The organism is Bradyrhizobium sp. LjRoot220 (assembly GCF_964252915.1).
Lineage (GTDB): Bacteria > Pseudomonadota > Alphaproteobacteria > Rhizobiales > Xanthobacteraceae > Bradyrhizobium.
In genome coordinates, this window is sequence record NZ_CAXUPS020000002.1 from 599,092 (window position 1) to 621,820 (window position 22,729).

Annotated in this window: 33 protein-coding genes; 15 read left to right on the forward strand and 18 right to left on the reverse strand. The window is 62.6% G+C overall.

Going from position 1 to position 22,729, the window contains the following annotated elements; all coding sequences use genetic code 11:
- Position 1: 1 nt before the first annotated feature.
- From ACSQ84_RS11290 to ACSQ84_RS11340, 11 genes are all read right to left on the reverse strand, one after another.
- A complete protein-coding gene (locus ACSQ84_RS11290) occupies positions 2-448 on the reverse strand; it encodes a DUF4054 domain-containing protein (protein WP_436211737.1) in 447 nt (148 codons plus the stop codon).
- 30 nt (positions 449-478) lie between these two features.
- Positions 479-1,021 (reverse strand): hypothetical protein, encoded by a 543-nt coding sequence (locus ACSQ84_RS11295; protein WP_436211738.1) that lies wholly within the window; start codon positions 1,019-1,021, stop codon positions 479-481.
- Positions 1,022-1,102: 81 nt separating this feature from the next.
- Entirely contained in the window at positions 1,103-2,188 is a 1,086-nt protein-coding gene (locus ACSQ84_RS11300; RefSeq protein ID WP_436211739.1) for a hypothetical protein, read from the reverse strand.
- Between the two features lie 68 nt (positions 2,189-2,256).
- Entirely contained in the window at positions 2,257-3,222 is a 966-nt protein-coding gene (locus ACSQ84_RS11305; RefSeq protein ID WP_436211740.1) for a gp53 minor capsid family protein, read from the reverse strand.
- Positions 3,223-3,313: 91 nt separating this feature from the next.
- Positions 3,314-5,173 carry a DUF2213 domain-containing protein gene (locus ACSQ84_RS11310; protein WP_436211741.1) on the reverse strand — a complete coding sequence of 620 codons (1,860 nt, stop codon included), beginning with the start codon at positions 5,171-5,173 and terminating at the stop codon, positions 3,314-3,316.
- Positions 5,174-5,183: 10 nt separating this feature from the next.
- Positions 5,184-5,720: a hypothetical protein gene (locus tag ACSQ84_RS11315; protein ID WP_436211742.1), complete on the reverse strand. Its 537-nt coding sequence runs from the start codon at positions 5,718-5,720 to the stop codon at positions 5,184-5,186.
- Positions 5,721-5,743: 23 nt separating this feature from the next.
- Complete coding sequence (locus ACSQ84_RS11320) at positions 5,744-6,109, reverse strand: DUF6527 family protein (protein ID WP_436211743.1); 366 nt, start codon at positions 6,107-6,109, stop codon at positions 5,744-5,746.
- 115 nt (positions 6,110-6,224) lie between these two features.
- Positions 6,225-6,863 carry a phage head morphogenesis protein gene (locus tag ACSQ84_RS11325; RefSeq protein WP_436211744.1) on the reverse strand — a complete coding sequence of 213 codons (639 nt, stop codon included), beginning with the start codon at positions 6,861-6,863 and terminating at the stop codon, positions 6,225-6,227.
- A gap of 158 nt (positions 6,864-7,021) precedes the next feature.
- Positions 7,022-8,725 carry a DUF1073 domain-containing protein gene (locus ACSQ84_RS11330; protein ID WP_436211745.1) on the reverse strand — a complete coding sequence of 568 codons (1,704 nt, stop codon included), beginning with the start codon at positions 8,723-8,725 and terminating at the stop codon, positions 7,022-7,024.
- A complete protein-coding gene (locus tag ACSQ84_RS11335; protein ID WP_436211746.1) occupies positions 8,722-10,101 on the reverse strand; it encodes a DNA-packaging protein in 1,380 nt (459 codons plus the stop codon). Before ACSQ84_RS11335 ends, ACSQ84_RS11330 begins: the two co-directional genes overlap by 4 nt.
- On the reverse strand, positions 10,034-10,489 hold the full coding sequence (locus ACSQ84_RS11340; protein ID WP_436211747.1) for a hypothetical protein: 456 nt from the start codon (positions 10,487-10,489) through the stop codon (positions 10,034-10,036). Before ACSQ84_RS11340 ends, ACSQ84_RS11335 begins: the two co-directional genes overlap by 68 nt.
- A 101-nt stretch (positions 10,490-10,590) precedes the next feature.
- On the opposite strand from ACSQ84_RS11340, the gene ACSQ84_RS11345 reads away from it, so the two are divergent.
- From ACSQ84_RS11345 to ACSQ84_RS11355, 3 genes are all read left to right on the forward strand, one after another.
- On the forward strand, positions 10,591-11,400 hold the full coding sequence (locus ACSQ84_RS11345; protein WP_436211748.1) for a radical SAM protein: 810 nt from the start codon (positions 10,591-10,593) through the stop codon (positions 11,398-11,400).
- A gap of 27 nt (positions 11,401-11,427) precedes the next feature.
- Positions 11,428-11,787: a hypothetical protein gene (locus tag ACSQ84_RS11350; protein WP_436211749.1), complete on the forward strand. Its 360-nt coding sequence runs from the start codon at positions 11,428-11,430 to the stop codon at positions 11,785-11,787.
- Between the two features lie 117 nt (positions 11,788-11,904).
- Complete coding sequence (locus tag ACSQ84_RS11355) at positions 11,905-12,090, forward strand: hypothetical protein (protein ID WP_436211750.1); 186 nt, start codon at positions 11,905-11,907, stop codon at positions 12,088-12,090.
- Here ACSQ84_RS11355 and ACSQ84_RS11360 read toward each other — a convergent pair.
- Both ACSQ84_RS11360 and ACSQ84_RS11365 read right to left on the reverse strand, forming a co-directional pair.
- Positions 12,073-12,693, reverse strand: coding sequence for a hypothetical protein (locus tag ACSQ84_RS11360; RefSeq protein WP_436211751.1), 621 nt, complete (start codon positions 12,691-12,693; stop codon positions 12,073-12,075). The genes ACSQ84_RS11355 and ACSQ84_RS11360 overlap by 18 nt on opposite strands.
- The gene (locus ACSQ84_RS11365; RefSeq protein ID WP_436211752.1) at positions 12,693-12,917 is read right to left on the reverse strand and encodes a cold shock domain-containing protein; all 225 of its coding nucleotides are present in this window, start codon (positions 12,915-12,917) and stop codon (positions 12,693-12,695) included. Before ACSQ84_RS11365 ends, ACSQ84_RS11360 begins: the two co-directional genes overlap by 1 nt.
- Positions 12,918-13,122: 205 nt before the next feature.
- On the opposite strand from ACSQ84_RS11365, the gene ACSQ84_RS11370 reads away from it, so the two are divergent.
- Complete coding sequence (locus ACSQ84_RS11370; RefSeq protein ID WP_436211753.1) at positions 13,123-13,275, forward strand: hypothetical protein; 153 nt, start codon at positions 13,123-13,125, stop codon at positions 13,273-13,275.
- Here the strand turns inward: ACSQ84_RS11370 and ACSQ84_RS11375 are convergent.
- The 3 genes from ACSQ84_RS11375 to ACSQ84_RS11385 are packed head-to-tail and all read right to left on the reverse strand — an operon-like array spanning position 13,272 to position 14,316.
- A complete protein-coding gene (locus ACSQ84_RS11375; RefSeq protein ID WP_436211754.1) occupies positions 13,272-13,883 on the reverse strand; it encodes a ParB/Srx family N-terminal domain-containing protein in 612 nt (203 codons plus the stop codon). The two genes, ACSQ84_RS11370 and ACSQ84_RS11375, sit on opposite strands and share 4 nt — an antisense overlap.
- Positions 13,883-14,143 carry a hypothetical protein gene (locus ACSQ84_RS11380; protein ID WP_436211755.1) on the reverse strand — a complete coding sequence of 87 codons (261 nt, stop codon included), beginning with the start codon at positions 14,141-14,143 and terminating at the stop codon, positions 13,883-13,885. The genes ACSQ84_RS11375 and ACSQ84_RS11380 overlap by 1 nt, the downstream gene beginning before the upstream one ends.
- Positions 14,144-14,157: 14 nt before the next feature.
- Entirely contained in the window at positions 14,158-14,316 is a 159-nt protein-coding gene (locus ACSQ84_RS11385) for a hypothetical protein (RefSeq protein WP_436211756.1), read from the reverse strand.
- Between the two features lie 116 nt (positions 14,317-14,432).
- Here ACSQ84_RS11385 and ACSQ84_RS11390 point away from each other — a divergent pair, with 116 nt between their 5' ends.
- Positions 14,433-15,026 (forward strand): hypothetical protein, encoded by a 594-nt coding sequence (locus tag ACSQ84_RS11390; RefSeq protein WP_436211757.1) that lies wholly within the window; start codon positions 14,433-14,435, stop codon positions 15,024-15,026.
- A 442-nt stretch (positions 15,027-15,468) separates the two neighbouring features.
- Here the strand turns inward: ACSQ84_RS11390 and ACSQ84_RS11395 are convergent, their stop codons facing one another.
- The gene (locus tag ACSQ84_RS11395; RefSeq protein WP_436211758.1) at positions 15,469-16,002 is read right to left on the reverse strand and encodes a hypothetical protein; all 534 of its coding nucleotides are present in this window, start codon (positions 16,000-16,002) and stop codon (positions 15,469-15,471) included.
- Between the two features lie 405 nt (positions 16,003-16,407).
- Here ACSQ84_RS11395 and ACSQ84_RS11400 point away from each other — a divergent pair, with 405 nt between their 5' ends.
- From ACSQ84_RS11400 to ACSQ84_RS11445, 10 genes are all read left to right on the forward strand, one after another.
- Complete coding sequence (locus ACSQ84_RS11400; RefSeq protein ID WP_436211759.1) at positions 16,408-17,487, forward strand: hypothetical protein; 1,080 nt, start codon at positions 16,408-16,410, stop codon at positions 17,485-17,487.
- 252 nt (positions 17,488-17,739) lie between these two features.
- Positions 17,740-18,315: a JAB domain-containing protein gene (locus ACSQ84_RS11405; protein WP_436211760.1), complete on the forward strand. Its 576-nt coding sequence runs from the start codon at positions 17,740-17,742 to the stop codon at positions 18,313-18,315.
- Between the two features lie 55 nt (positions 18,316-18,370).
- Complete coding sequence (locus ACSQ84_RS11410; protein ID WP_436211761.1) at positions 18,371-18,568, forward strand: hypothetical protein; 198 nt, start codon at positions 18,371-18,373, stop codon at positions 18,566-18,568.
- Positions 18,565-19,011, forward strand: coding sequence for a hypothetical protein (locus tag ACSQ84_RS11415; RefSeq protein ID WP_436211762.1), 447 nt, complete (start codon positions 18,565-18,567; stop codon positions 19,009-19,011). The genes ACSQ84_RS11410 and ACSQ84_RS11415 overlap by 4 nt, the downstream gene beginning before the upstream one ends.
- Positions 19,008-19,274 (forward strand): hypothetical protein, encoded by a 267-nt coding sequence (locus ACSQ84_RS11420; protein WP_436211763.1) that lies wholly within the window; start codon positions 19,008-19,010, stop codon positions 19,272-19,274. Before ACSQ84_RS11415 ends, ACSQ84_RS11420 begins: the two co-directional genes overlap by 4 nt.
- Entirely contained in the window at positions 19,271-20,179 is a 909-nt protein-coding gene (locus tag ACSQ84_RS11425) for an N-6 DNA methylase (protein ID WP_436211764.1), read from the forward strand. The genes ACSQ84_RS11420 and ACSQ84_RS11425 overlap by 4 nt, the downstream gene beginning before the upstream one ends.
- On the forward strand, positions 20,179-20,382 hold the full coding sequence (locus tag ACSQ84_RS11430) for a hypothetical protein (RefSeq protein WP_436211765.1): 204 nt from the start codon (positions 20,179-20,181) through the stop codon (positions 20,380-20,382). The genes ACSQ84_RS11425 and ACSQ84_RS11430 overlap by 1 nt, the downstream gene beginning before the upstream one ends.
- A complete protein-coding gene (locus tag ACSQ84_RS11435) occupies positions 20,379-21,266 on the forward strand; it encodes a ParB/RepB/Spo0J family partition protein (RefSeq protein WP_436211766.1) in 888 nt (295 codons plus the stop codon). The genes ACSQ84_RS11430 and ACSQ84_RS11435 overlap by 4 nt, the downstream gene beginning before the upstream one ends.
- Positions 21,267-21,276: 10 nt before the next feature.
- On the forward strand, positions 21,277-21,456 hold the full coding sequence (locus tag ACSQ84_RS11440) for a hypothetical protein (RefSeq protein WP_436211767.1): 180 nt from the start codon (positions 21,277-21,279) through the stop codon (positions 21,454-21,456).
- Positions 21,457-21,674: 218 nt separating this feature from the next.
- Positions 21,675-22,037, forward strand: a complete 363-nt coding sequence (locus ACSQ84_RS11445) for a hypothetical protein (RefSeq protein WP_436211768.1) — start codon at positions 21,675-21,677, stop codon at positions 22,035-22,037.
- Here the strand turns inward: ACSQ84_RS11445 and ACSQ84_RS11450 are convergent.
- A complete protein-coding gene (locus ACSQ84_RS11450; RefSeq protein ID WP_436211769.1) occupies positions 22,030-22,689 on the reverse strand; it encodes a hypothetical protein in 660 nt (219 codons plus the stop codon). The two genes, ACSQ84_RS11445 and ACSQ84_RS11450, sit on opposite strands and share 8 nt — an antisense overlap.
- Between the last annotated feature and the right edge of the window lie 40 nt (positions 22,690-22,729).

Below are 22,729 nucleotides of genomic sequence, written 5' to 3' on the forward strand. Positions count from 1 at the left end.
GTTAAACGCCGAAGCCCGGAGGCCCGACTACGCCGCGATTTCTGTTGGGGATGTAGCGCATGGTCCGGAACGGCGCGGTCGCCGTCCAATAGAGCGCGCCCCATTTGGTTTGGATGAACCACGCCATCTGCTCGGTGACGTTGTTCGAATAGGCTGCCTGGACCGAGACCGATCCTTGCGTTGCGCTCGAGATGCGGCCGACGACGCCCGACGGCGCCACGCCCGGGGAGGGCGGCGCGAACAGCCCGGCCAGGTGGCCTACCAGCATGTTGAGCAGGTTGAGCTGCTGCGTCGCGTCACACACCGGTCCGCCGCCATCGTTGCGGTGGATCGTGGTGGCGATGTCGAAATAACCCTGCGCTGCCGGCGCGTCGACCGTCGTTACAAACCCGGCATAGAGCGGGTTCGCAATCCATGTGGCGTAATCGAAGGAGACAATTACGCCCATCGGGATCGATCCTCGCTCGAGCGCGCGGTGTTACGCGGTGGTCGCTTCGACCTTGCCGTCGACGACCTGATCGGCACCGGCGGTGCGCACGCGCTCGTCGCTGTAGACCATGCGGCCTCTCTCGCTCTTCATCGTTACGTCCAGCGGCTCCATGCCGCTCCTGACCGCGGCGTGCTCTTTGGCCCAGCCGCGAACGATGTCGCCGTTCTCGTGGCCGAAGATCAGTTCGTTGGTGACGAACGGGGCTTCCTTATTGGCATCGATCCATTTGGCGAAGACTCTGGCATCAACGCCTTCGGTGATCGCGTAGCCGCCGACGACTTCGACGAGGCGAATGAACTGGTCTGGCACCACCGGACCTTTGACGCGGATCGGGCGGCCAACAGGGCGAAACACCTTCGTCGGCCGCTTGCCTCCGCCCAGCACGTCTTCCATCACCTTGCCTTCGGCGAAATCCCTGATCATGACGCCGTGCGGCATCTTGCAGGCCACCGTTACCGTGTTTCGGGTGGTCAGGGCCTGCTCGTTGTTCTTGTCGGCGTTTGGCAGCTGCTGGGCTGTAGCTTGCGTCATGGTGACTGAACTCCTGGGTGCTGGCGGTTTAGGTGGGTGTGAGAGGCGCGCCGAAGCGCACCTCTCGTGATTGCGGCGGTCTTAGATGCCGACCATCGACGTGAAGCCGACCGGCATGCGGATGACGGCACCGAACGTGCCGGCCGCCTTCTTCTGCTTGTAGGACGATGCCGCGCGGATGATCGGGAAGGCGCGCAGCTTTTCGTTGAAGGCGCAAAACGCGGTCTTCTGCGTTTTGATCGTCTCAACGATCAGCTGCATGAAGTTGCCGGCCGCGACGCCTTGCGGGTTGTCGGCCGACAGCGCGCCATACTGAACGGCGGTCTGGATGCGCAGGCCGGGGAAGTTCTTCTTCAAGAGATCTTCCACGTTGACGTTGAACGAGTTGGTGAACGTCAGCGCCACCTCGGAGCCAGGCGACAGTGCCAGCACCATGGGAGACTTCTTGTTCACGTTGCCCAGATTCTGCTGAACATTGTTCTGGTACAGCGCGACGATGTCGTTGTAGACCTCGTTGGCGGTGGCATTGGGGTGACCATCGACGGTGAACCACGCGGTACCGCCGTTGGCCTTGGTGGCCGGCGTCAGCGGCGCGCCAAGGTTCGGATCGTTGAAGAGACCGAAGCACAGGATCCCGCCGATGCCGTAGAAGTACGACAGGTTCGAGAACCGGTTGAGACCGTCCGCGGCCGCCTTGTCCAGCGCGCTGACGAGATTGAGCCGGCCGAGGCCTGCGCGTTCGATCTCGATGTCGCCGTACTCCGCCATGACCTGGAAGATGTACGACTGACGGTTCGGCCAGTTGGTGTTGACCGATGCGCGGCCGTTCTCGTTGAAGTCGCCATAGGTGGAGACTTCGACCGTATGCTCGACGGTCTGGAACGTCGCCGTCGTGGTGGTGATATCGCCCTTGCGCTCTTCGCCGACGATCTCGGCCGCCTCGGTCGGGGCGAACAGGATGTCGTAGATGGCGGGGTCGATATAGGTCGACAGCCAGACCGGGATGCCGGAGTTCGGCGCGGTCTGCATGATCGGCTGCGCGTCGTACGCCATGAAGTTGTGCTTCAATTCGTCCGTCAGGTAGCAGCGCGCATCGACGGTGACACCGAGCCGCTGGAACTGTACCGATTCTGCGGCGTAACGCGCCATCGCTTCTTCAAGGGTCATTTTAAGCTCCATGGGCCGAGCGCCGCTCGGTTTTGGTTGAAACCAGGTGATGGAAGGGAGCCCGGCGATTAGCCGAGCGGGTGATCGCTGATCTTGACGAGCTCGTTCTGCAGACCGAAGCTCATCGCGACCCATTTCGTTTCGACGTTGGTCGACGTGTTGAGCGCGCCGGAGCCGACGGTTTGCGTCAGGTTGACGATGTAGGTACCGGCCTGGCCGAGACCGGTGCCGACGTCGGTGATGACGGTACCGGCGGCCGGGGTCGCGGCTCCCGAGACCGGCTGGCCGACAGCGAAGGTGCCAGCAACGGTGCCGCCGATCGTCATCAAGCCATAGGTGCCGCTGATCAGCGTCGATGCGACTACCTGTTCGGGAATGCTGACGTAGTAGCGGCCGAGACCGCGCAGCGCTTCGCCGGGCAGCAGCGGCAGGACCTGGTCGACGATGCGGGTGCCGGTCGCCACACCGGTACCGGACAGCAGCGAGCCGTCGTAGAGCACGCCGGTGAGGGTGTCGGTTGCAGTGAACACGTTACCGTTGATGGTGCCGTTGGCGGAGTTCGTGCCCGCGGCGATCGTGGATGCGGTCGACGTGCCCCCTGCAGTAGGCGTGCCGGTAGCCGCGAACGTGACGGATCCGTCGAGGAAGTTCGCGTAGGCCTTCATGCCGGGCTGCGCCTGGTTGGCGCCGGTGTTCTTCACAAAGAAGTCGCCGCCGTTCATCAGGGTGAGACCCCAACCGGCGGGGATCAACATCGACGATTCCTGCAGGTACGCCGTCAGCGCGGCCTGCATCTCGCGATGGACGAAGCCGGTCACCGGGCCAGCGCCGAAGCTGTCGACGACGGCAGGCGCGCCGACGTCATCGATGCGGGTTTCCTTGGCCCAGGCGAAGCGGCCGACATAGACGCCAAGCGCGCCAGCAACGAATGCGCCGGCGCCGGCCATGACAGAGAAGCGCGGATTGGCGCTGGCGAAATCACCTTCAACGCCGACTGCGGGCTGAACGGTGGTACGGGCCTGAAAACCAGCCATTGGATCTGTTCCTTCGTGAAAGCGGGGTTGGCGCCGGAGGCTCTAAGCCCTCCAGCGTGGGTTCAGTTCAGCCGTGGTGACGAAGTTGAGGTTACGCGCTGACGTTGATGCGTGCGGCGTGCGGGAAACGCTCGGCGAACGACTTGGCGCCAGCGGCGTCCATCGCCGGGGGCGTCTTGACCTGCGGCGCGGCCTTGGTCGACATGGCCTTGAACAGCGCCGGGTAAGCCGACGCATCGACCTTGTCGAGGTCCTCGGCGCCGAGAATGGTCAACGCCGCCTTGTAGACGCCGGCGGCGCTGTCGAGAGCCAGGGACACGGCGCCGACCACGGGGCGGACCGCTTCGCGCGCTTCGACGGTGGCCGTGGCCTCGGTCTTGACACCCTTCACGGCCGCGGTGACAGCCTTGTCGATCGCCGCGTCCATCGCACCCTTGGTGACCATGTCTTTGGTCTTCTCGGCGACCTGCTTTTCGACGTCTCCGGCCATCTTTTCCTTCTCTTTCTCCTCGCGCTTTTTCTTGTCCTCGTCGGACTCTTCCTCGTCGGCACCGCCAGGCTTCATCATGCCGCAAGCCGTCGCGAAGTCATCCTCGCCCAGCTTGCCCTTGAGAAAGTCCCTAAGACCGCCGCCTTCGGCGTCCATGGACTCGTCCGGATCGGCGATGATGCCGGTGTCGAGATCGGTGTCAGCGCTTTCCTCGACATCGGTGCCCTCGAGCGCCTCGACGACTTTGACCACGTCTTCGATCGTGGCGTCCTGCGCCAGCTTGCCCTTGGTCGCCTTGGTGATGCCGGAGATCACGCCGGCCTTTTTGGCCTTGAAGTTCTTGTGGGTCAGTCCTGCGAACGCCGGGCCGAGATCGACCTTGGCATCCTGCGCCAGTTTCGGCTTGAGCGCGACCATGACGGCGCCGAGAGCAACGGAACCCATGCGGGTCAGCAAAGTCTTGGACATTTCGAATGTCTCCTGGAGGTTCGGGATTGCGGAATCGCCGACGACAACATCGCTGCCGGCACGGCCTTCTTTGACGAGCGCTACATGGTTTCCGATGATGTCGCGCATGACGCCGTCGAAGGCCTCGCCCTCTGGCGAGGTGCCTGGCGTCATGTCAGCGCGGTACCGGTACGCGCTGGATAGTTCCTTTTTCCGTTCAGACTCGATGTCGTCGACGGCCTCGCCGGCCCAGAACACCAAGCTGTTGTCGAGATGCGGCGGTCCGAACGCTGCGTCGGTACCAGTCGACCCGATGACGAGGTCCGGCTGATGATCGCGTGCGTCGACTGGGACGTGCCGCGACAGGATCGGCAGATTGTTGAAGGTCTGAGCGCCCTTCGCCAGCTCTTCCGGATCTCGATAGAGCCGGTACAGCTTGTCCGGATCCAGCCCCAGTTCCTGAAAGTCGGGAATCTCGCGGCCGAGATATTCGCAGACGTTGGCCTTGCTGATGTGCGCGGCCTCGATGTGCAGGCGGCCGTCGCCGTCGTAGCGGCGGACCGACTTCCGATCGAAGGCGATCGCGCGCGACCGGATCGCCTCGTCGGCAGCCATGGCGCGCGCCAGCACTTCCTTGACGGCCGGGTGCATCGGCTGCGGGAGCATGTCGCGCGATGCCCAGGCATAGCCGCTGTGCTCGTCGTTCAGCTTCGGGACGAACTTGTCGCCGACAACCTGCTTGAAGGTGTGGAACTGCATCCCCGTCGGCGTGGTTCGCTCGTCGATTAGCTCGCGCTCGCCGTCCGGATGCTCGCCCATCTCTTCTAGGGCTTCTCGGCGCGCCGCCTGGTCGGGGGTCTCGCCGTCATCGGCTTTGCCGCCGGGCAGAGACCAATGGCCGGCGAAGTTCTCTTCTTTCGAGGATCGGCGCAGCAGCAGCACGTCGCCGTCCGGCGCGACGAACAGAATCCCGGCGGCGATCTTGCCGGGAGCCTTGTCCATCGCAAGCTTCATCGTAGTGTTCCTACTTGTCGAGAATCCGGTCGACTGCGGACAGCGCGCCGGCCCTGATCTCGTTGCGATCCAGTTTCAATTCCGATGCCTTGATGCGCGTCAGGCCATCGACGGGGCAGGGGCGAGCGGTCAGCTCGCGCATCTGCCGGTCATATTCGAGGGTCTGGCGCAGATACTCTGCCTTGTCCTCGGCCGACGCGCTTTGCTCAGGCGGGCGGATCTCGCCCTTGCCCTTGGAAATCTCCATCAGCACCTTCTGCGCCGCGGCTTGCTGATCGCGCCGGACGATGCCGAGGATGCCGATGTTGCGGGCCAGGTCCTGCCGCAGGCGGCCGTTGCCGAACTCGAACGGCAGTTCGACAACCTGTTCGTTCGCCTTGCCCTGGTTGACGATCATGGTCCGCTTGCCGTCGATCTCCTCGAGACCGTTGAGGATCGTCAAGCAGTCGAGAACCGTCGCCTTCTCGGAAGCCGGCGCTTCTGCCGCGATCGCCGGGAAGGTGAGGGCAACGAGGCAGGCGAGTGCGAGGCACTGAACTGTACGCATGAACTGTCCTTTGGGTGGGGTGGTTACTCTTCGATTCCGCCGTACGTGCCAGGCGCGTAAGGCCAATCGGGAAGGTCTACGATTTGTCCGGCCAGCTTGTGCGGGCTATCGCCGCAGAACTCGATCTTGCCGGCCTTGATGAAGTAGTGGCACAGCGTTCGGCGCACCGGCGCCGGCAGCGGCTTGTCGTCATCGTCGGTTGTTTCGGTGGTGAAGCACAGGATTGACGGCGAGAACGTCGGCGCATCGTAATTGCCATCGAACGACCAAATCGGTGGTCCGCCCTCGATAATTATTCCATGCGGATCGTCGCACCCCGGGCACCAATGCATCAGCATCACACGGCCACCGCCAACCGCCCGCCGCAGCTTTGTGCCGATCGCTGCCATCAGAAGGTCCACCGCAAGATGCCGCCGATCGGCGCGACGACGAATTTGTAAAAGATGGCGCCGGACCCGATGCCGACGAACGACCAGAACAGGAACCCGCTGAGAAGCTTGATGCTCATGAGAACCCTTTGATGACCGGCCGCCAGATGCATCGGCAACCGGGCTCGACGCCAGGCATGACGAAACGTCCGACAGCGGAATCGTACATCCCCTTGCGCAGATTGAATCGCTTGCCGTTCATCGCAACGTGCGTCGGGCGAGGGTGCTTGCCAGCGCCCGAATGAATCCAATCACCCTCGGTGATGCCTTGACTGTGCTGCCTCGCGGCCGTCATCGCGGAAGTCGCAATATTGGTCTGCGACCGCGCGATATTCGCCGCGCGCCGCTTCGTGACGCCGAACTGTTCCTGCAGGCCCTTCGCTAGCGTCCCCATGTCGCGCCCGGTCTGCACCGATCGCATCACCATCCCCTCGACCTGGGTCAGGTACTGCTGTGGTATCGACTTGATCAGGTTGACCTGCTCGTTGATGGTCGCGTCCATCACGTCCTGCATGGTCCGCGTCATCTTGAATTTGACGCTGATCCCGCCGTCGCGAAGGATTTTCCTCAGCGCCGCGTCGCTGCGCAGCTGCACCGCCTTGGCGAAGTAGTCTGCCAGCTTCGGCGCCGCCTCGTCGAAATTGTCCTGCCACTGCTTGGCCAGCTTGCGCAGCGCCGCCCGCAGCTCCTGCGCGGGATTGCGGTCCTGCGCCATCTCCGGCGGGTTGGCTCGAAAGGTGGCCTTGATCCAGAACTGGAACGATTGATTCATCTCATCGATCAGTCGATCGAGGCGCTTGCGATAGGCGGCCTGAATGCCGGCATTAGGATGGACAGGCCTCAAGACCTTCTGGTTCTTGGAGGCCCTCGCCATCACGCCGCCTGCTGTTCGCGATCTTCCGTCTTGTCGGCCTCGCCAGCTTCACCGGCCGGGCGTTCCGTGGCGCCGGTCTTGTCGGCGTCGCCGTCATCACCGCCGTCATCGTCGTCTTCATCCGGAGGCTCCGGAACGTCGTCTGGTTCGATGCCGGGATATCGCGTCGAAGGATCGGCAGCGATGCGGGCCCGCTCCTCTTCCGGAGACAGCACACCGGAGTCGACGTGGATCTGTCCGGTCTCGGCGTCCAGCTTGCGGACTTCGGCCTCTTCCTTTTCGGTCATCGACCAGAGCGGGACATAGACGAACGAAAGATCAGGATCGACGCGGCCCCAGATGTTGAGCTGCGCCAGCGCGAAGATGCGCTTGAGGTTGGGCGTGAAGAACTTGCCCTGGAACGCATGGATCGTGTCGTAGAAGGCCCGGAGCTCCGGTTCTGCCGTCGCGTTCATGCCGTGCGGCGAGATGCCGAGCAGCTTGATCAACGGGATGCGGCTGACCGAAGCCATGTGTTCTTGCGTCTGCGCCTGCAGGGCATCGAGCGTGCCCAGCGGCGCCGAGACGTTCTCGAATTCCTCCGACTCCTTGTCGATCACCATCGTCCCGCGGTTGTCGCGGGTGTTGTTGAACAGGTCGACGCGGGCGAACAGCTGGTCACCTCCAGGCGTCAGCGTCTCGCCGAGATTGGTCTTGAGGACCATCTGCGAGAAGGCCTGGATGATATCGGCCACGCTTTGGCGCGTGTTCAGCCAGTTTTCGACATAGGGCTTGGCCATCTGGGTCAGCGAGAGGCCGCCGAACGAGTAGGCCGGCTTGAGCAGGTCTGGCACTTCGCGGCCGACGAAGGGCAGCAGGCGCGAGGTGTGCAGCTCGTTCGCCATCGCGAACCAGGTCTGCGGGTTGTACCAGTCCGGCTTGAGCGGGTTGTTCGAATTGTAGTTGGCCGGATAGCACCAGATCGGCTCAACCACGGCCAGGCGCTTGATTGAGCCCCGGCTGATCTTCTCCTTGCTGATGCTGTTCGTGCCGTTGCCAATCGGCGTCAACAGTTCCTGCCGATCGTCGGTTTGACCGGTGTCGATGTAGAGATGCGCGCGGCCGAAGTAGCCGTCGACCTCGCAAATCTGGCCGAAGCGCTCGCGGACCTGCAGGCGCTCCAGTTCGTCCCCGAGCTGCGCGATCCGCCGTGACTTGTCCTTTTCGCCCTTCGCCTCTATGCGGATCCACTTCCGCGTCATCTCGGTGGCAATGGTCTCGACAATGACGCGGTATTCCGGGCGCTGCGCCAGTTCGGCGAGGTACGGATATCCGAGGAACGTCACGCCCTCGAAGGCGGCGGTGTAGCCGTAATTGTTCCAGACGCCGCCGGCCCATGCAGCCGTGCTGGTCAGTGCGGTGTCCGCGGCCATCCGGCGGTGAGATGGTACATGGTCATTCATCGCAACCGGGAACGCCGGCAGCTTGAACGGATCGAGGCGCTGGTAGCGCGGCTTGCGCTGCCTGGACAGATGCAGCGCGGTATCCGAAACCTTGATCGGCTTGCGCTCAGGCGCGGCGGCGACCGATGGCGCCGGCGGCACAGCCTTCGGCGCGGCGGATCGTTTGGCAGGCGCACGACGAGGCGCGCGGGCCTGCTGCGCCAGGAATTCCATCGCGATCTGTGTGGCGATCGCCTTGGCTAGTTTCTTCTTGCCCTTCACGCTAGCCGCTTCCGACGATAGGCGGGAGTCTCCTTGGACTTCGCGATCGCCTCCGGCGACACGACGATCGGCGTCTTGGCCGTGAACATCAGGTAGCTGATCGCCCAGACGGCCGCGTCGAGCCGGTCAGGCGAACCCTCCAATCCATATCCGTCGCTCGTCATTGCGCACATCTGATCCTCGAGCACGGCGAGATCGCCGATGTGTGTGATGCGCTTCTGTTCGTAGAGCGCCGCAACCGGTTCGGCTCGGATCGCCTTGCCGCGCGAGGCCACCACTTCGACATACGGGACGTTCTTGTCGACGGTGCGGATGACGTGTTCGACCATCGCCCCGCCGAAGTTTCGTTCGGCAACGATGCGGTCGGCCAGGAATTCGTAATACGCCTTGACGGCCCGCTTGCCCCAGCCATCCGGCGAAAGCTTGCAGCTCCGGTCAGCCAGAACATAGCCGCGGCCGTCGATACCCTTGCCGGCAACGATGATGCCGATCGGGTCGCCCGCGTCTTCCTCGCCGGCGGTGCCGGACGGGTCGATCGAGACGACGATCCGCTGCATCTCCGGCAGCTCGACGCGCTTGCGCGCATGGTCGATCATCGTCCGGGTCCACAGCGCGCCCGGGATATCGTCGAGAACTTCGGCGTTCAATTCCTGCCTGCCAAGCCTGGTACCGGCGTATCGGTCCTGAATCGAAGCAATGAACGTCGGCGGAAGATTTGCCGCGTTCTCCATCGTGCTGCCGCGTGTGACTTTCGTTGGTCCGTCGGCGAGCAGCTTGCGGATCAGCGGGATCGGCCGCGGCGTCGTGGTGATGACGACGCGGGGGTGATCGCCGAGACGAAGCCCGAACTGCAACTGATCCCAGGAATCCTGAGCGTACTGCCACTTCGCCAGCTCGTCGCACCATGCCGCATCATGCTGCGGGCCGCGGAGCTGGTCCGGTTCGGTCGCGTTGTAGAGCGTCGCGATCGCGCCGTTCGGCCAGGTCAGGCGTCGCTTTGACGGCTCGTAGATCGGCCGGAAGTCTTTCGGGTGGACCTGTAGAAGGCCCGAACCCTCGCCGGGAATCTTCCCGTCGCCGACCATGACTTCGCGAGCATCGGCCGCGGTCTCGGCAATCAACGCGATTTGCTTATACCGCCCCGGCGCCAATGGCGTTGAGCCGCAGACGTTCTGCCGGACCCATTCGGCCCCGGTGCGGGTCTTGCCGTAGCCACGACCGGCCAGGATGAGCCAGTTATTCCAGTTGCTGCCTATTGGCTCGATCTGATCGGGACGGGCCCAGAAGGACCAGTCCCACCTCAGGCTTTCAAGCTGTGCTTCCGTCAGGTCCGCCAGAATCGCCGCCCGTTCGGATTCGGGAAGCGATGCTAGCAATTCGGCCTGCGACAACTGCTCTTGCACTGACATCTCTGGTTTCGATCGCGCCGCCGTTTTTGCCGGTCAGCTCGAGCAGCGACTTGTCGGTTTGGCCGAGCAGATGTTTCGAGAGGTGGATCGTCATGTTGACGGCGCCGGAGCCGGTGCCTTGCGCGTGGCGCATCTGCAGCCGACGCAAATTCAGCTTGCCCTTCTGCTTGCCGTTCTCGAACGCAAGCAGAAGATCCGGGTCCTTCAGTCGATTGATGACGGTTCGCTTAGTGCAACCGTAGAAGCCAGCAACCTCTTCGAGGGTGGCATGCAGTGCGCCCAGCTTTTCCAAGTCGACCGGGTCAATCGTTACTGGCGGCCGCCCTGTTTTCTTCGGTTCTTTCTTCCTCGCCATAGCAGAACCGCACTTATCCCAAAGGTTTCAAAAAGAGTAGTGAAAACGGACGTTTGCGCTCACAATGCGGTTATAGAACCGAATCGAAAGGCGCTCACCGAATGGCTGTCATCCAACTCAACGACGACGGCATCTCCGTCAAAGGCTGCTCGCACATTTACGCACCACGCGGCCAGGCCGGCGAGTACTCGCCGCTCGCCGCAAATCCATATCGCGGCTGCGGTCACAAATGCGCTTACTGCTACGTGCCGCGAGTCACGAAACAGGACCGCGGCGAATTCAATGCCGGCGCGGTGGCGCGCGGCGGGTATCTCGATCAACTCAAACGCGACGCCGTCAAATACCAGCTGGCCGGCATCACCGAACAGGTGATGCTGTCGTTCACGTCCGACGTCTACAACCCGACCGACATGACGCTGACGCGGCCGTCGCTCGAGATCATCCAGCAACACGGCCTGGCGATCTGCACCCTGACGAAGGGCGGCACGCGGGCGCTGGCCGATATCGACCTGTTCCGCACTGACCGCGACGCCTTCGCCTCGACGATGACCAGCCTGGACGACCGCTTCTCGCAGAAGTGGGAAAGCGGCGCTGCCCTGCCGGGCGACCGGATCGCCGCGCTCAAGGCCTTTCACGGAAAGGGCATCTTCACGTGGGTCAGCCTTGAGCCGACCATCGACGTGGAGGCGTCTTTGTCGATCGTCGATGCGACTCACGAATTCGTCGATCTCTACAAGGTCGGCAGGGTCAACTATCTGCCGATCACCAAAACCGAGGACTGGCGCGATTACACGCTGCGCATGATCGACAAACTGTCGGCGTTGGGTAAGCGGCACTACATCAAGAAGGATTTGCAGCCATTCCTTCCGACAGGGTACCATAATCCGCTGCGAGTCCCGCAGCATCACTGATCCTGACGACCGAAAGGGCATCTAATGATGAAAGCCGTAATTGCTTTGCTGGCCATGGCAGGTTTTGCGCAACATGCTTGGGCAGCTGACAACTTTTCGATAATGAGCACTGGTAATAACGGCACTTACGAGGTGTTTTTTCGAACGAACCGTAAAACGGGCGAGACTGTCCGTTGTGCCAAAGGCGCGGACGGCAAAGGGAAATGCAAAATCATTCTCCGAGCTATCGATGGCGCTGGCCGAGACGATCGTTTTGAACTTCAACATCTGTTCAAAAATGATGGCACGGTCATTCTTCCCGCGATGGTTGTCGACAAGGAGACCGCTAAGACGTGGTTTTGCCCCGGGAATGGGGCCCAATGCACTCCGTACGATTTTGATTGGTGATGGCCGATGCGCCTGATTGACATCCTGCTGATTGCAAGCGTTACGGCCGTCGCCTTGCCAATTGGCGGCGGCTGGCTATTGTTCTGCTGATCACCAACTCGATCGGGAGCAGGAACGATGTTTCAGAGGCTAACGGGCGATGCCAATCGCATCTATTGGATAAACACGGATCACATCCTCTCCATGGAAGTCGTCAACGGCGTCGAGAAGGGGTACGCAGCGACGCGGATCATTTTCATCAATGGTGGCAGCGAAATGGTCCAAGAAACACCTGATGACATCGTATCAGGTTTGCGGGTCTAACCCCTTTCCCTTCAAGACCAGCCCGATATACCGCATCGACGCGCCGGTGCGCCCCTCGGCCTGCCAGCGCTTCTCGACGGTGCACGACATGCGCCGCGCCAGGCCCGCTATCGCCTTGTCGATGACGGCGTCCTGTTTCTTGGACAGTCCGACGATGCCGGTCCGCAACCCGGTAAGGATCGTGATCGCTTCCGGCACGATGTTGGACTTGTAGGCGAAGCCGGCGCCCTCGGTCAGCACCAGCCCCAGCTGCTCGCCGGCGGCGACGCGGCGTCGGTCGGCGAGGATGATGGCCTGCACCCAGGGTGATCCGTAGCTATCGAAATCGAAGATCGAGAATGGCGCCAGGTCGATCGCGCGCATGACGCGGCGGTTGTCGGCGCAGAAGAGCAGGCGGCCGTCTCGCTGTGGCTTCTGATCGCAGCCGGTATAGAAAGCGGCCGCTTTCCAGACGGCCGAATACATCTCGCCTGATCCTGCGAACGCATCGAACACCCCCTTGTCGGCGCCGATGGCGTCGAGAACGCTCTTGCGGATCGAGACCTTGGCGCGGAAGGCCTGCGGGTTGTTGTCGGTTTTGACGCCCAGGCCCTTGAAGCTCATCAGACCAGCTCGACGTTGGCTGCCTTCTTCCCGTTGCCCTTCTTCGAGTGGCTGTCGACCAGCTCGTACGCCACCTGCTGGTCGGTGATCAGCATGTTGAGGTTCTGGCCGAGATCGGTGCGGTGAACGAACACCTCTTCGCCGCCGTCGTCGGGGCGAATGAAGCCGAATCCCTTTTCGTCGCTGAAGAACTTGACCTTGCCGGTGACGCGCACGCCTGACATTGCCGCTTTGCCTCTTGCTGGAAATGAAAGCGGCCGGTTACCCGAAGGCCCGGCCGCAGTGTTTGCGCATGCTTTCGCGGGCCGCTTGGAGGGCCAGCCCGGTATCGTCAAATCCAGAGACGGCGACGACCTGGTCTCTGACAGGCAGCTTGCGCGCGCTAGAATCGGTGGGTAGCCTCCGAGAACAACCTTGGAGGGTACAGCTATGTCGTCATCGATGGCCGGCACTTACGCGCGGCGGGCTAAGTCAGCCGCAAATCCGGATACTGCCAATCTCAACCTCGTCAAGGCTATCGAGGAACTCGTCAAGGTCGTGCAGAATCTTGAGGTGCAGGTCGCGCGTTTGAAGCGCGGCTAACCGATATTGATCGTACCCTGCTCGACGGTGACGCCGGCAAAGGGCTTCATCGCGTCGTTCAGCGCCTTGAGCGCGTTGGCCTGCTGCGCGAGCGGGCCGCGGATGCTGATCCAGAATTCGTCGTCGACGATGCTGGTCTGAATCTCCTTGACCTCGAGCTCGTCGGGCTCGTCGAGCAGCTTCTTCAGTTCGCCCGGGCCAAAGCCCAGCGCCTGCAGATCGCCGCCGTCGTCCTGCAGCTCAAGCGCCACCTCGCGCAGGATGTCGTCATCCCACCGTGAGTTCTCTGGAATCCGGTTGAGGGCGAGGCCGAGGCGCTTGTAACCAGTCTCCGATAGACCGGCGACGACGCGGCATTCCACCTCGAGGCGGCCCATGCGCTTGAAGGCTTCGAGCCTGGCATGGCCGCCGATCAGCTGACCATCGGGACGGATCGCCAGCTTCTCGACGAAACCGAAATTCTCGATCGAATAGACGATCTGCGAAATCTGCGCTTCCGAGTGCCGGCGCGCATTGCGCGGATCCGCCGTGAGGTCGGCGACCTTGCGCGTCTCGTCGGTGATGACGGGCTCGCCGGCGGGCGCCGTCTTTGCAGGTTGGCGCGCCATCAGTCGTTAGCGAGCTGGCGCGTTGCTGTGCCGTCGATAACCGGCGACGGTTCTTTCTTGGTGGCCTTCGCAATCTCGATGTCGCGATTGGCTGCAATCTTCGTCATCGCCTCGCGGTGCCCAGGTTCGAGCGCCGCCTTGAATTCGTCGTGCTTGACCTTGCTGTCGCGGTCTTTGCCGCGCCCAATGCTGTGGATGGCATAGACCGCCACGGCTGCGCCGATCGCCGATACCAGCACTGCACCTGTCGAAACATCCATGGGTACGCCTCCTGTTACGCGATGAAAATTCCGATCAGCACGATCGCCGCGACCGCGGCGCCGATCACGTAGATCGGCCAGCGCGCATCCGGCTGGTTGTCGTTGCCCGGGCCCGGCTCGTTCCAGAACCGATCGAATGCGCCGCGCTCGCGGACACCGAAGAAGCGGGGCATAGCTGTCTCCTGGGCCGTTGCCGCAAGCCCGCGGCCGGTGGTTTCCGGGCATAAGCTGTCCGGTCCGTTGAACCGCCGTTACACGAGCGATACGGTGCTGGTGCCTTGGAGGGCAAATGGGAACTGATTCCACCGCACGTAAAGCAGCGCTCTGGATCGTCGGCGCCGTTGGTATTTCTTCGCTTTCGGCAAAAGCAATTGAGCGATGGGCCGACCGGAATGGCTATCTGGATGACCCGACGAAGGGTCTGCAATGGCTCTTGTCGGCGGTTGCAAGCGTCACCGAGTTTTGGTGGTTCTATCCGGCGTTGTGCTTCTTTGTTGGGCTTGTCATCGGGCTTTGGTGGGATGCGTTGCTGCGCACTCGGTCCAGAGGCCGCGTCGCCGAATCCAAATCGCTTGGCTACGCGATGAAGGATTATGCCGAATTCCTTCAGAACCGGGCGTCGAGGTCGTTGAACCCTTGGCCTGGCCGGATCGCGGACCGTATCCCAGACTTGCAATCTCTCCTGATACGGATCGATGCCGCCGGCTACTGGACACCGCCGCAGCGCATCCTTGACCTGAACGACGACGGACAACTCCTGCAAGTTTATCTGATGTTTGTCGGCACGTTGTTGGCCGACGGACACTTCGAGAAAGCCCGTCAGGAGGCGCTGGGCATCCAGACGGAGTTCGAGCAAGCAGCCTCGCGCGTTAAAGCGCGGTGAAAAAAGCAACGAGCCACGGGCTTTCGCCTTTCAGTGCCGTTGCCGGTATCCCGCTCGTAGCGGACGTGGGTTCCGGGGACATCGGGGACATTTGCGAGCGCCGTCAGGCGCGCGAGCAATTAACGTTCGCGCGGTACCGATAAGATTCTTTGCTGGGATGGTTCTGTGGGTGGGGTATCGCGGGCTTGTTGCCCGCTCCCCCTTCACACTGTCCGTTTGTTTCGGACGCAGTTGTCGGTGTGTGTGTGCCCGCGAAGAAGAGCCGCGCAACTTTTGGAATGTCAAGCGACATTGGCCGGGGACATTTGTCCCTGCAGCATAGAAACGCCGATGCGACGGGCATAACAATTATTTTCGAGGGGCCTCGGGGACATAGGGGACAATTGGCAAATGTCCCCAGAAAATCGTCCCGTTAATTGTTTATTGAACGATGATTCGGGTGTCAGCGCGCGCTCGCGTTGGCCGCGGCGAGCACGACGAGTGACGTTGTGAAAGCGTGCAGATGTGCGGAGTAGGGGATGGCTTTTTGCCCGCGCTCGACCTGCCGCTGCCTATAAACTTTGTACTCGGCATTGACCTGGGCGAGGCCGCCGGACTTCCGCTGCGCTTCGACCTGGTTGACGATCAGGTCGACCGCGCGTTCGGCATCGGCTTTCATCAGGTCAGCGGTTCGCCATGTCGCGCCGAGTTGGGCTGCGGTGTTGACGAGGGCGTCGAGGATTTCGCGCGCGGACATATCGAACCAGCCTTGCGGTCGCGCGGCGCCGATGGCTGTCAGATCATCACGGCATCGCATCAGCACGAGCTCGGCATGCGCAGGCTTTGCGAACCAGAGAGCCGCGAAGACGTCGAGATTTGCGGACTTCTCGAAGGAAATTTTGGCAGGCTGGGCGGTCGGGCCCGTCAGGATCAGAAGCGGTTTTGCTTCCAATGCCCCCAAATACGCCTCGACCAGCGCACCGCGTTTACTGCCCATTCCAGCTCTATATCGCCGGATATTTAACCGCACGTTTCACATGAAACAATATTACCCAAAAATAAGCGGTTAGATCGCTGATTTTATTGAATAAAAGGCTTGCGAGACTTTCGCAAACAAGGTTATATAACCGCATTCCAACGGGGCCGCGCCCCACCACCGCACCGGGAGACAGTGCCATGACGACGAAGACCAAAACCCCCAAGAAAATCTCGAAAACCTCAGCCGCCGCCTTCAAGGCGTGGGCGACCCGCCGCAAGCAGGCCCGCGCTTCTCGCCGGTCCGGCAAGAAGGCCTGATCTGCTTCAGGTCGTGCCGCCCCTTTTATGGCGCGGCACCGCCGGAAGCATCCAGCTTTCGAACCCGGGCCATCGGCCCACCATCGCACAAGGGAGAACGTGCAACATGTCTACCACTCTCACCCAAGCCAACGCCCAATGGTCCCGCCGTCCCGCCGACGAGCGCTTCGGCTCGCTGCAGACGATGCACGACGCGGCCATGAAGTTCCGCACCACGGCCGCCGTCGCCAAGATCAAGGCGAACGCGTTGCGCGTTGCGGCAGAAGGCGACGAGCTGCTGCTGACCGGCCCGAAGGGCGGGAACGCCACGCTGACGAACTGGTCTTTCGGCCAGGTCGCCGAGAAGGCCAAAGCGCCCGCCAGCTACCTCAAGACGCTGCCCGCGTCGATCGCGGCCGATTGCATCAACGCCGGTTTGAAGCGCGCCGACGGTTCCGACCATCAGCTTTTGCTGGCGCGGGACGGCGGCGATCGCCTGACGGCCAGGGCGGTGACGTCGGACAAGTATTCGCGGATCTGGAACAGCGACATCACCAAGCGCCTGCTGGAGCTCGAGGCGAAGGGTCCGTGGCAGCCGGCGCCCGCGGCTTTCGATGGATCGCGCGGCCTGTACCTCGGCGATCGCGACATGTTCGCCTTCCTCGTCGACAACGAGCGGCGCATTTTCGAGACGGGCCCGGGCGGCGGTCTTTCGCGCGGCTTCTTCACGTGGAACAGCGAAGTCGGCGACGCATCGTTCGGGATCATGACGTTCCTTTACGAATACGTCTGCGGCAATCATCGTGTGTGGGGCGTGCAGGACATCAACGAAGCCCGCATCATCCATATCGGCAAGGACCAGAGCGCCAAGGCCTTCGAGATGATGACGGTGGAAGTCCGCAAGTATGCGGAAGCGTCCGCCGCCGACGACGAGGCGAAGGTTTTGTCGGCTCGTCAGTACCAGATCGGCGCGTCGAAGGATGACGTCTTGGATGCCATCTTCAAGCTCAAGGTGCCGGTGATCACCAAGAAGATCGCGACGCAGGCGTACGATCTCGCCGAGAAGCGCGTCGACTGGTACGGCTCGCCGCGCACCGCCTGGGGTTATGCCGGCGCGCTGACCGAGATTGCCCGCGACATGCCGAATGCGAACGATCGCCACGCGCTGAACCTCGCCGGGACCCGCGTGATGGAAATGGCCTTCTGATCGGGGCAGGGGCGGCGGTAACGCCGCCCCACTTCCGAAGCGGTCCCCACAAATCCGATTCCACGCGTTTTCCGGCTCCCGGCCATCCCAACCACCGGGGCCGCGGCAGGCCATCCCTTGGGCCTAAAACCGGTCAACAAAAGCAGCTAGTTTATTGATTTTATTGTCGATTTTTGTTGAAGCAACGGCCGATTCTTGGTCTTCTATTCCCACGCCACCGGGGCAACGCCCCACCTCCTGAGGGAAATACAGATGACCGCCACCACCATCAGCCCCGCCGCCAAAGCCTGGGCCACTCGCCGGGCAGCCAAGGCCGCCCTGACCGCCCCGGTCGCGGTGCAGGTCCAAGGCTTCTGCGAGCCAGGTTCGATCGCGCTGCTGGCCGATGCCGATCTGCTGGCGCTGTTCTCGACGGTCGGCGCTGCCGTCTCGAAGCGCTTCCTGATCGGCCGCCCCGCGCTGTCCAGCTGGAACACGGTTCTCGATTATCTCAAGTCGGCGATGGCCTTCCGCGCCACCGAAGAACTCCGCGTTTTGTTTCTCGACAAAAATAACAACCTGATCGCCGATGAAGTGATGGGCACGGGCACGGTCGACCACGTCCCGGTCTATCCGCGCGAGGTCGCGCGCCGCGCGCTCGAGCTGAACGCCTCGGCGCTGATCCTCGTGCACAATCATCCGTCCGGCAACACCACGCCATCATCGGCCGACGTCCAGATGACCAAGGCGCTGGTCGAAGCGGTCAAGGTGTTCGGAATTTCCATCCACGACCACATCATCATCGCTCGTGGCGATCACGCCAGCATGAAAGCCCTTCGCCTGTTCTGAAGTCCCGACCACCACCGCAACAGGGGCAACGCCCCGCCTAATCGAGGATCATACGATGCAACTCCCGACATCCACCGACGAACGCCGCGCGGCCGCCGTCCGCGCCTTCTGGTCCGACGACCCGCTGAACCTGTCATTCCGCGAGAAGGTCGGACCGACGTTCAGCCTCAAGGCATTCGTCGCCTTCGTGGTCGACATGCCGGCCGATCAGTTCGAAGCCTGCACCGCCAAGCAGCGGGAGGGCGTGCGATGAACTTCCATTCCCGCGATACCCGCATTTTGTCACCCGCTCAGAAGGCGTGGGAAACTCGGCGCGCCAAGGCCGCAGGCCATGCGCTGCAGGAACGCCAGAAGGCAATCGAAGTCGAGGCCGCGCCGTCTCCGCTGGTCGATGCGCGCATGATCGAGATCGCGCTGGACCTTCCCGACATCGCCTGCGGCCGCCGCCGCTACGTCGTTCTGGATATCGGCCCGCGCACCGTTCGCCTGTTTTCGGCGCCGTCGCTGATCGGCATCAACATCACCCGCGAGGAGTTCGATCGCAGGGCCAAGCCCGTGAAGCACAATGGGGCGATCGTCGCCGGCATCATCCGCCGCAACATCGCACTGGCCGATCGCGTCAACGACAAAGCGGCAACGCTGGTGCTGACCGATGGCGGGCCGGATGCGGTGCGCGCGCTGCAGGTGCTGCGATGACGACGGCCGCGGAGCGTATCGCCAGCACGCCGCTGGCCATCGAACAGCGGCGCTGGAATATCCGCGTCGTGGTGGCGGCCGACAAATACACGGTCGCCACCGTCAGCCAGGGCATCAACGACCGCGAGGAATATGCGCGGCTGTTCTCGGCCGCGCCGGACATGCTGGCCGCCCTGCATCGGATCACGAACGCCGTAGAGATCAGCGCGGCCGATATCGCCGTTGCGCTCGCTGCCATCTCCAAGGCGGAGGGCAAGACGTGAGCGTCAAGCGTTCCGCCGTCCTGCTCAACACGGACGCGCACAGGCCTGCGCGCGATCAGTTCGTGCATCACTTGAACGAGGTCACGCGCCGCGAGGGTTGGCGCAGTCACGAGGCCATCAGCTATTGGCTCGATGCCTCGTTCCGATCGATGCGCGGGGCCACGCTGCAATTCCGGCCGGAGGATCTGGCGAAGAACGAAGAACAATACATGCGGATCGTCAAACGATGCCGGCACGCCGGCGAGACCATGACGAACCTCGCCAGCATGTTGGGCGCTCTGACGCTGGCGCTCGAGGCTGACCCGGTCGACTTCATCGGGCCGGTGTTCGGCGAGTTCGCTGCCAGCGGTGAGCTGGGGCAATTCTTCACGCCGTGGCACGTCTCGAAGATGATGGCGATGATGATCATCGAGCAGCCGGTGGAGCACTTCCGCAAGTCCGGCCAGAAGTTCATCACGCTGCAGGAACCAGCGTGCGGGGTCGGCGGCATGGCGCTCGCCGCCTGCGAAGTGCTGCGGGAATATCAATTCGATCTCGCGCGCCAGGTTCACTGGACGATGGTCGACATCGATTACTCGGCGATGTGCGCCGCCTACATCCAGATGAATCTCTGCGGGGTCTCCGCCGACGTCATCCACGGCAACACGCTATCGCTCGAGACGTGGCTATCAACTCCAACCTTGGCGGCGATCATGCACCCCAAACGCTCCTCAAGCGGTCCACCGGCCGCGCAAAAGGCCGGACCGCTCCCGGTGTTACTGCCTCCCGATCCGGTCGCGTCGGTCGCGCAGCGCAAGGCAGATACGCCGCTGAAACCAAAGAAGCCGCAAGCGGCGCTGGACTTCGGCCTGTTCGGCGACGGCCATCTGCAGACCGATCTCGTCGACATAGCCAGGAGGAAGTGATGATCCAGCAGCATCCACACTATCACGAGGGATTCTTCGACGCGGCCGACGGCGAACCGCTGTTCGACGATTGCTCGCCGGAATACAAAGCGGGGTGGCTTGCCTATCACGAGTGCCGCGCGGTGTTCGACAAGCAATGGGAGGACGTGCCTGCCGAATTGAAGGCCAAGTTCCCGGAGCATTATGCGCGGGTGCTTCATTGAAAATTTCACTTCTCAAAATCAAACCCGACCCTAAGCAGCCGCGCAAACTGTTCGACGCCGCAGCGCTCAACGAGCTGGCGGAATCGATCAAGGCCAACGATCTGATCCAGCCGATCACGGTCCGGCCGGACAAGAAGCGCGGACATTACATCATCGTCGCCGGCGAGCGCCGGTACCGCGCGCACGTGCTGCTGCGCGACCGCGGCGTCAGGCGGTTCGCGTCGATCGAGGCCAACGTCCGCAACGTCAAGGTCGGCGCCGACGTGCTGATCAAGCAGATAATCGAGAACGTCCAGCGCGAGGACATGACGCCGCTCGAAGAGGCCGACTCGTTCCAGGAACTGCGCGACACGTTCGGCATGGACGCCGACGAGATCGCAACCAAGCTGGGGCTCGCCCCGTTCCGCGTCCGATGGCGCCTGCTTCTGCTCAACCTGTCGGCTGACATCCGCAAGATGGTGGCGTCCGGTGACCTTGACCGGCAACAGGCGATGGAGGTCGCCCGCATCGAGAACCACGCCGACCAGGCGCGCATCGTCAGGCTGATCAATCGCGGCCATCTGGTAGGCTGGAAGTCCGTCCGGAACGCGGTCGACGCCATCCTTGAGGGCACGACCCAGGCCGATATCTTCGGCAGCGTTGCGCCGGCTTCGAAAGCCGAGGATCTGAAAGTTGTGCGCTCGATGGAGGGCAGAGTCGACCAGATCGCGGCGGTGGTTGCGATGGGCTGGCGGGAAGGGCAATGTATCGTCGCAAGCCGGGTTTCGCCGGATCGTGCGGCCTTGATGGCGGACAAGCTGGCGGGTATCAAGTCGGCGATCGCGCATATGGAACGAGAGCTGCGGCACGTCGGCGCGCAGGCCAAAATCGTGATGGCAGGGTAGGAGATCGCCAATGAAACAGGTTGTCGACAAAGACGGAAACCGCATTGCGGACCTCGACGATGATAATCAGATCATCAACGGGCATCACCGTGTGCAGACATTCGCTCGGCTTGGATACGATCTTTTCGTGAAGGATGGCGACACCACGACGCCGGCGCGGCTCGTTGGTGAAAAAGTGACGCTGCATTAGGAGGCTGACATGTCCCGCGACCCTCGAGCTGAAGCACTGATCTCCGTCGCGAAATCGATGTGCCCTGGCTGTCGCGCCGCATGGCGGATCGATGCCAGACGTGGATGGAAGCACCGTGACCCTGCGCGGACGGTTTGCCGTTCGCAGCCGGTGCGCCAGCAATTGCGCGATCTGGCGCAGGAGCTGCGAGCCACCGAACGTGCCCGCATGGCTTCTTCGTGACCGGCCCCGAACTCAAACAGCTGCGTCACGATCTCGGCGATGCGATCGGCCGCCGCCTGACGCTGGCGGACATGGCGAAGCTGTGCGGCCTGGCGCCGGCGAACGGCGCCGACACCATGCGGAAGTGGGAGGATGGGGCGGGGCCGTCGGGCCCGGTCGGCGCGTTGCTGTCGCTCTTGGCCTACGCTTCCGATCGACACCCAATTCCAGAGACCTCGTTGACGATGGGCTATGAGGTTTTGGAACACGATCCTTACAACATCGGCGACGACTTCAGTGCCGGCCGCGGTCAAGAGTCTTACCCAGCGATGATCATTCGCGCGGCCATGCATGCCGAGATCGTCCAGCGTCTCAGCTGACCGGTACCTTCCTCGCAATGAGCGCGCCGGTGATCACCGCCAGCGCCGCCTGCCAGCTCGCGTTGAACTGATCATGGTCCATGCCGCGCCGCTCGCAGCGCTTGCGGATATCGACCCCCATCGATGCCCAGAGCGCGCGCAGCTGGATCGCGCGCGCCAGCTCCGGCCGGTCGCTCAGATGCTGGAAGGGCCAGGCCAGTGCCTGCTCCATCTGCGAGACCTGCAGGGACGTAGGCGCCAAGCGGACACGGTTCTGATCAGCCTGCCGCTGTTCCAGCTCGCCAGTTTCCTGCATATCGATCAGGTCTTTGAAGGTGAGCCTTGTTTGCTCCATCACCGGCCAGACGCTGGATGACCGGGCTTTGCCGCCGCCGGGCTGGCTGGCGAGCGTCCGGAAGGCGTCTTCCAGCCGGTCCAAGACGTGAATTTGGGTCCACCTATCCGGTACCTCCCGCTTGCCGCCACGCGCTCCACGGCCCGATTCCGCCCGCCCAATTGCCCCTAGAAGGTGGGTTCGGAGGGCGTCATCTCCATCGGCCTCGACGAGCGCGGCAAGGCGCGCCCGCTCAGTCAGGGACATTCGGGACAATTGGTCAGGGACATCTTTGTCCCCAATGTCCCCGGAACGGTTTTTGTGTTTCTTTTCAGTCATTTCTAACTGCACTGGTTGGGTCCGATACGGTAGTTGGGGA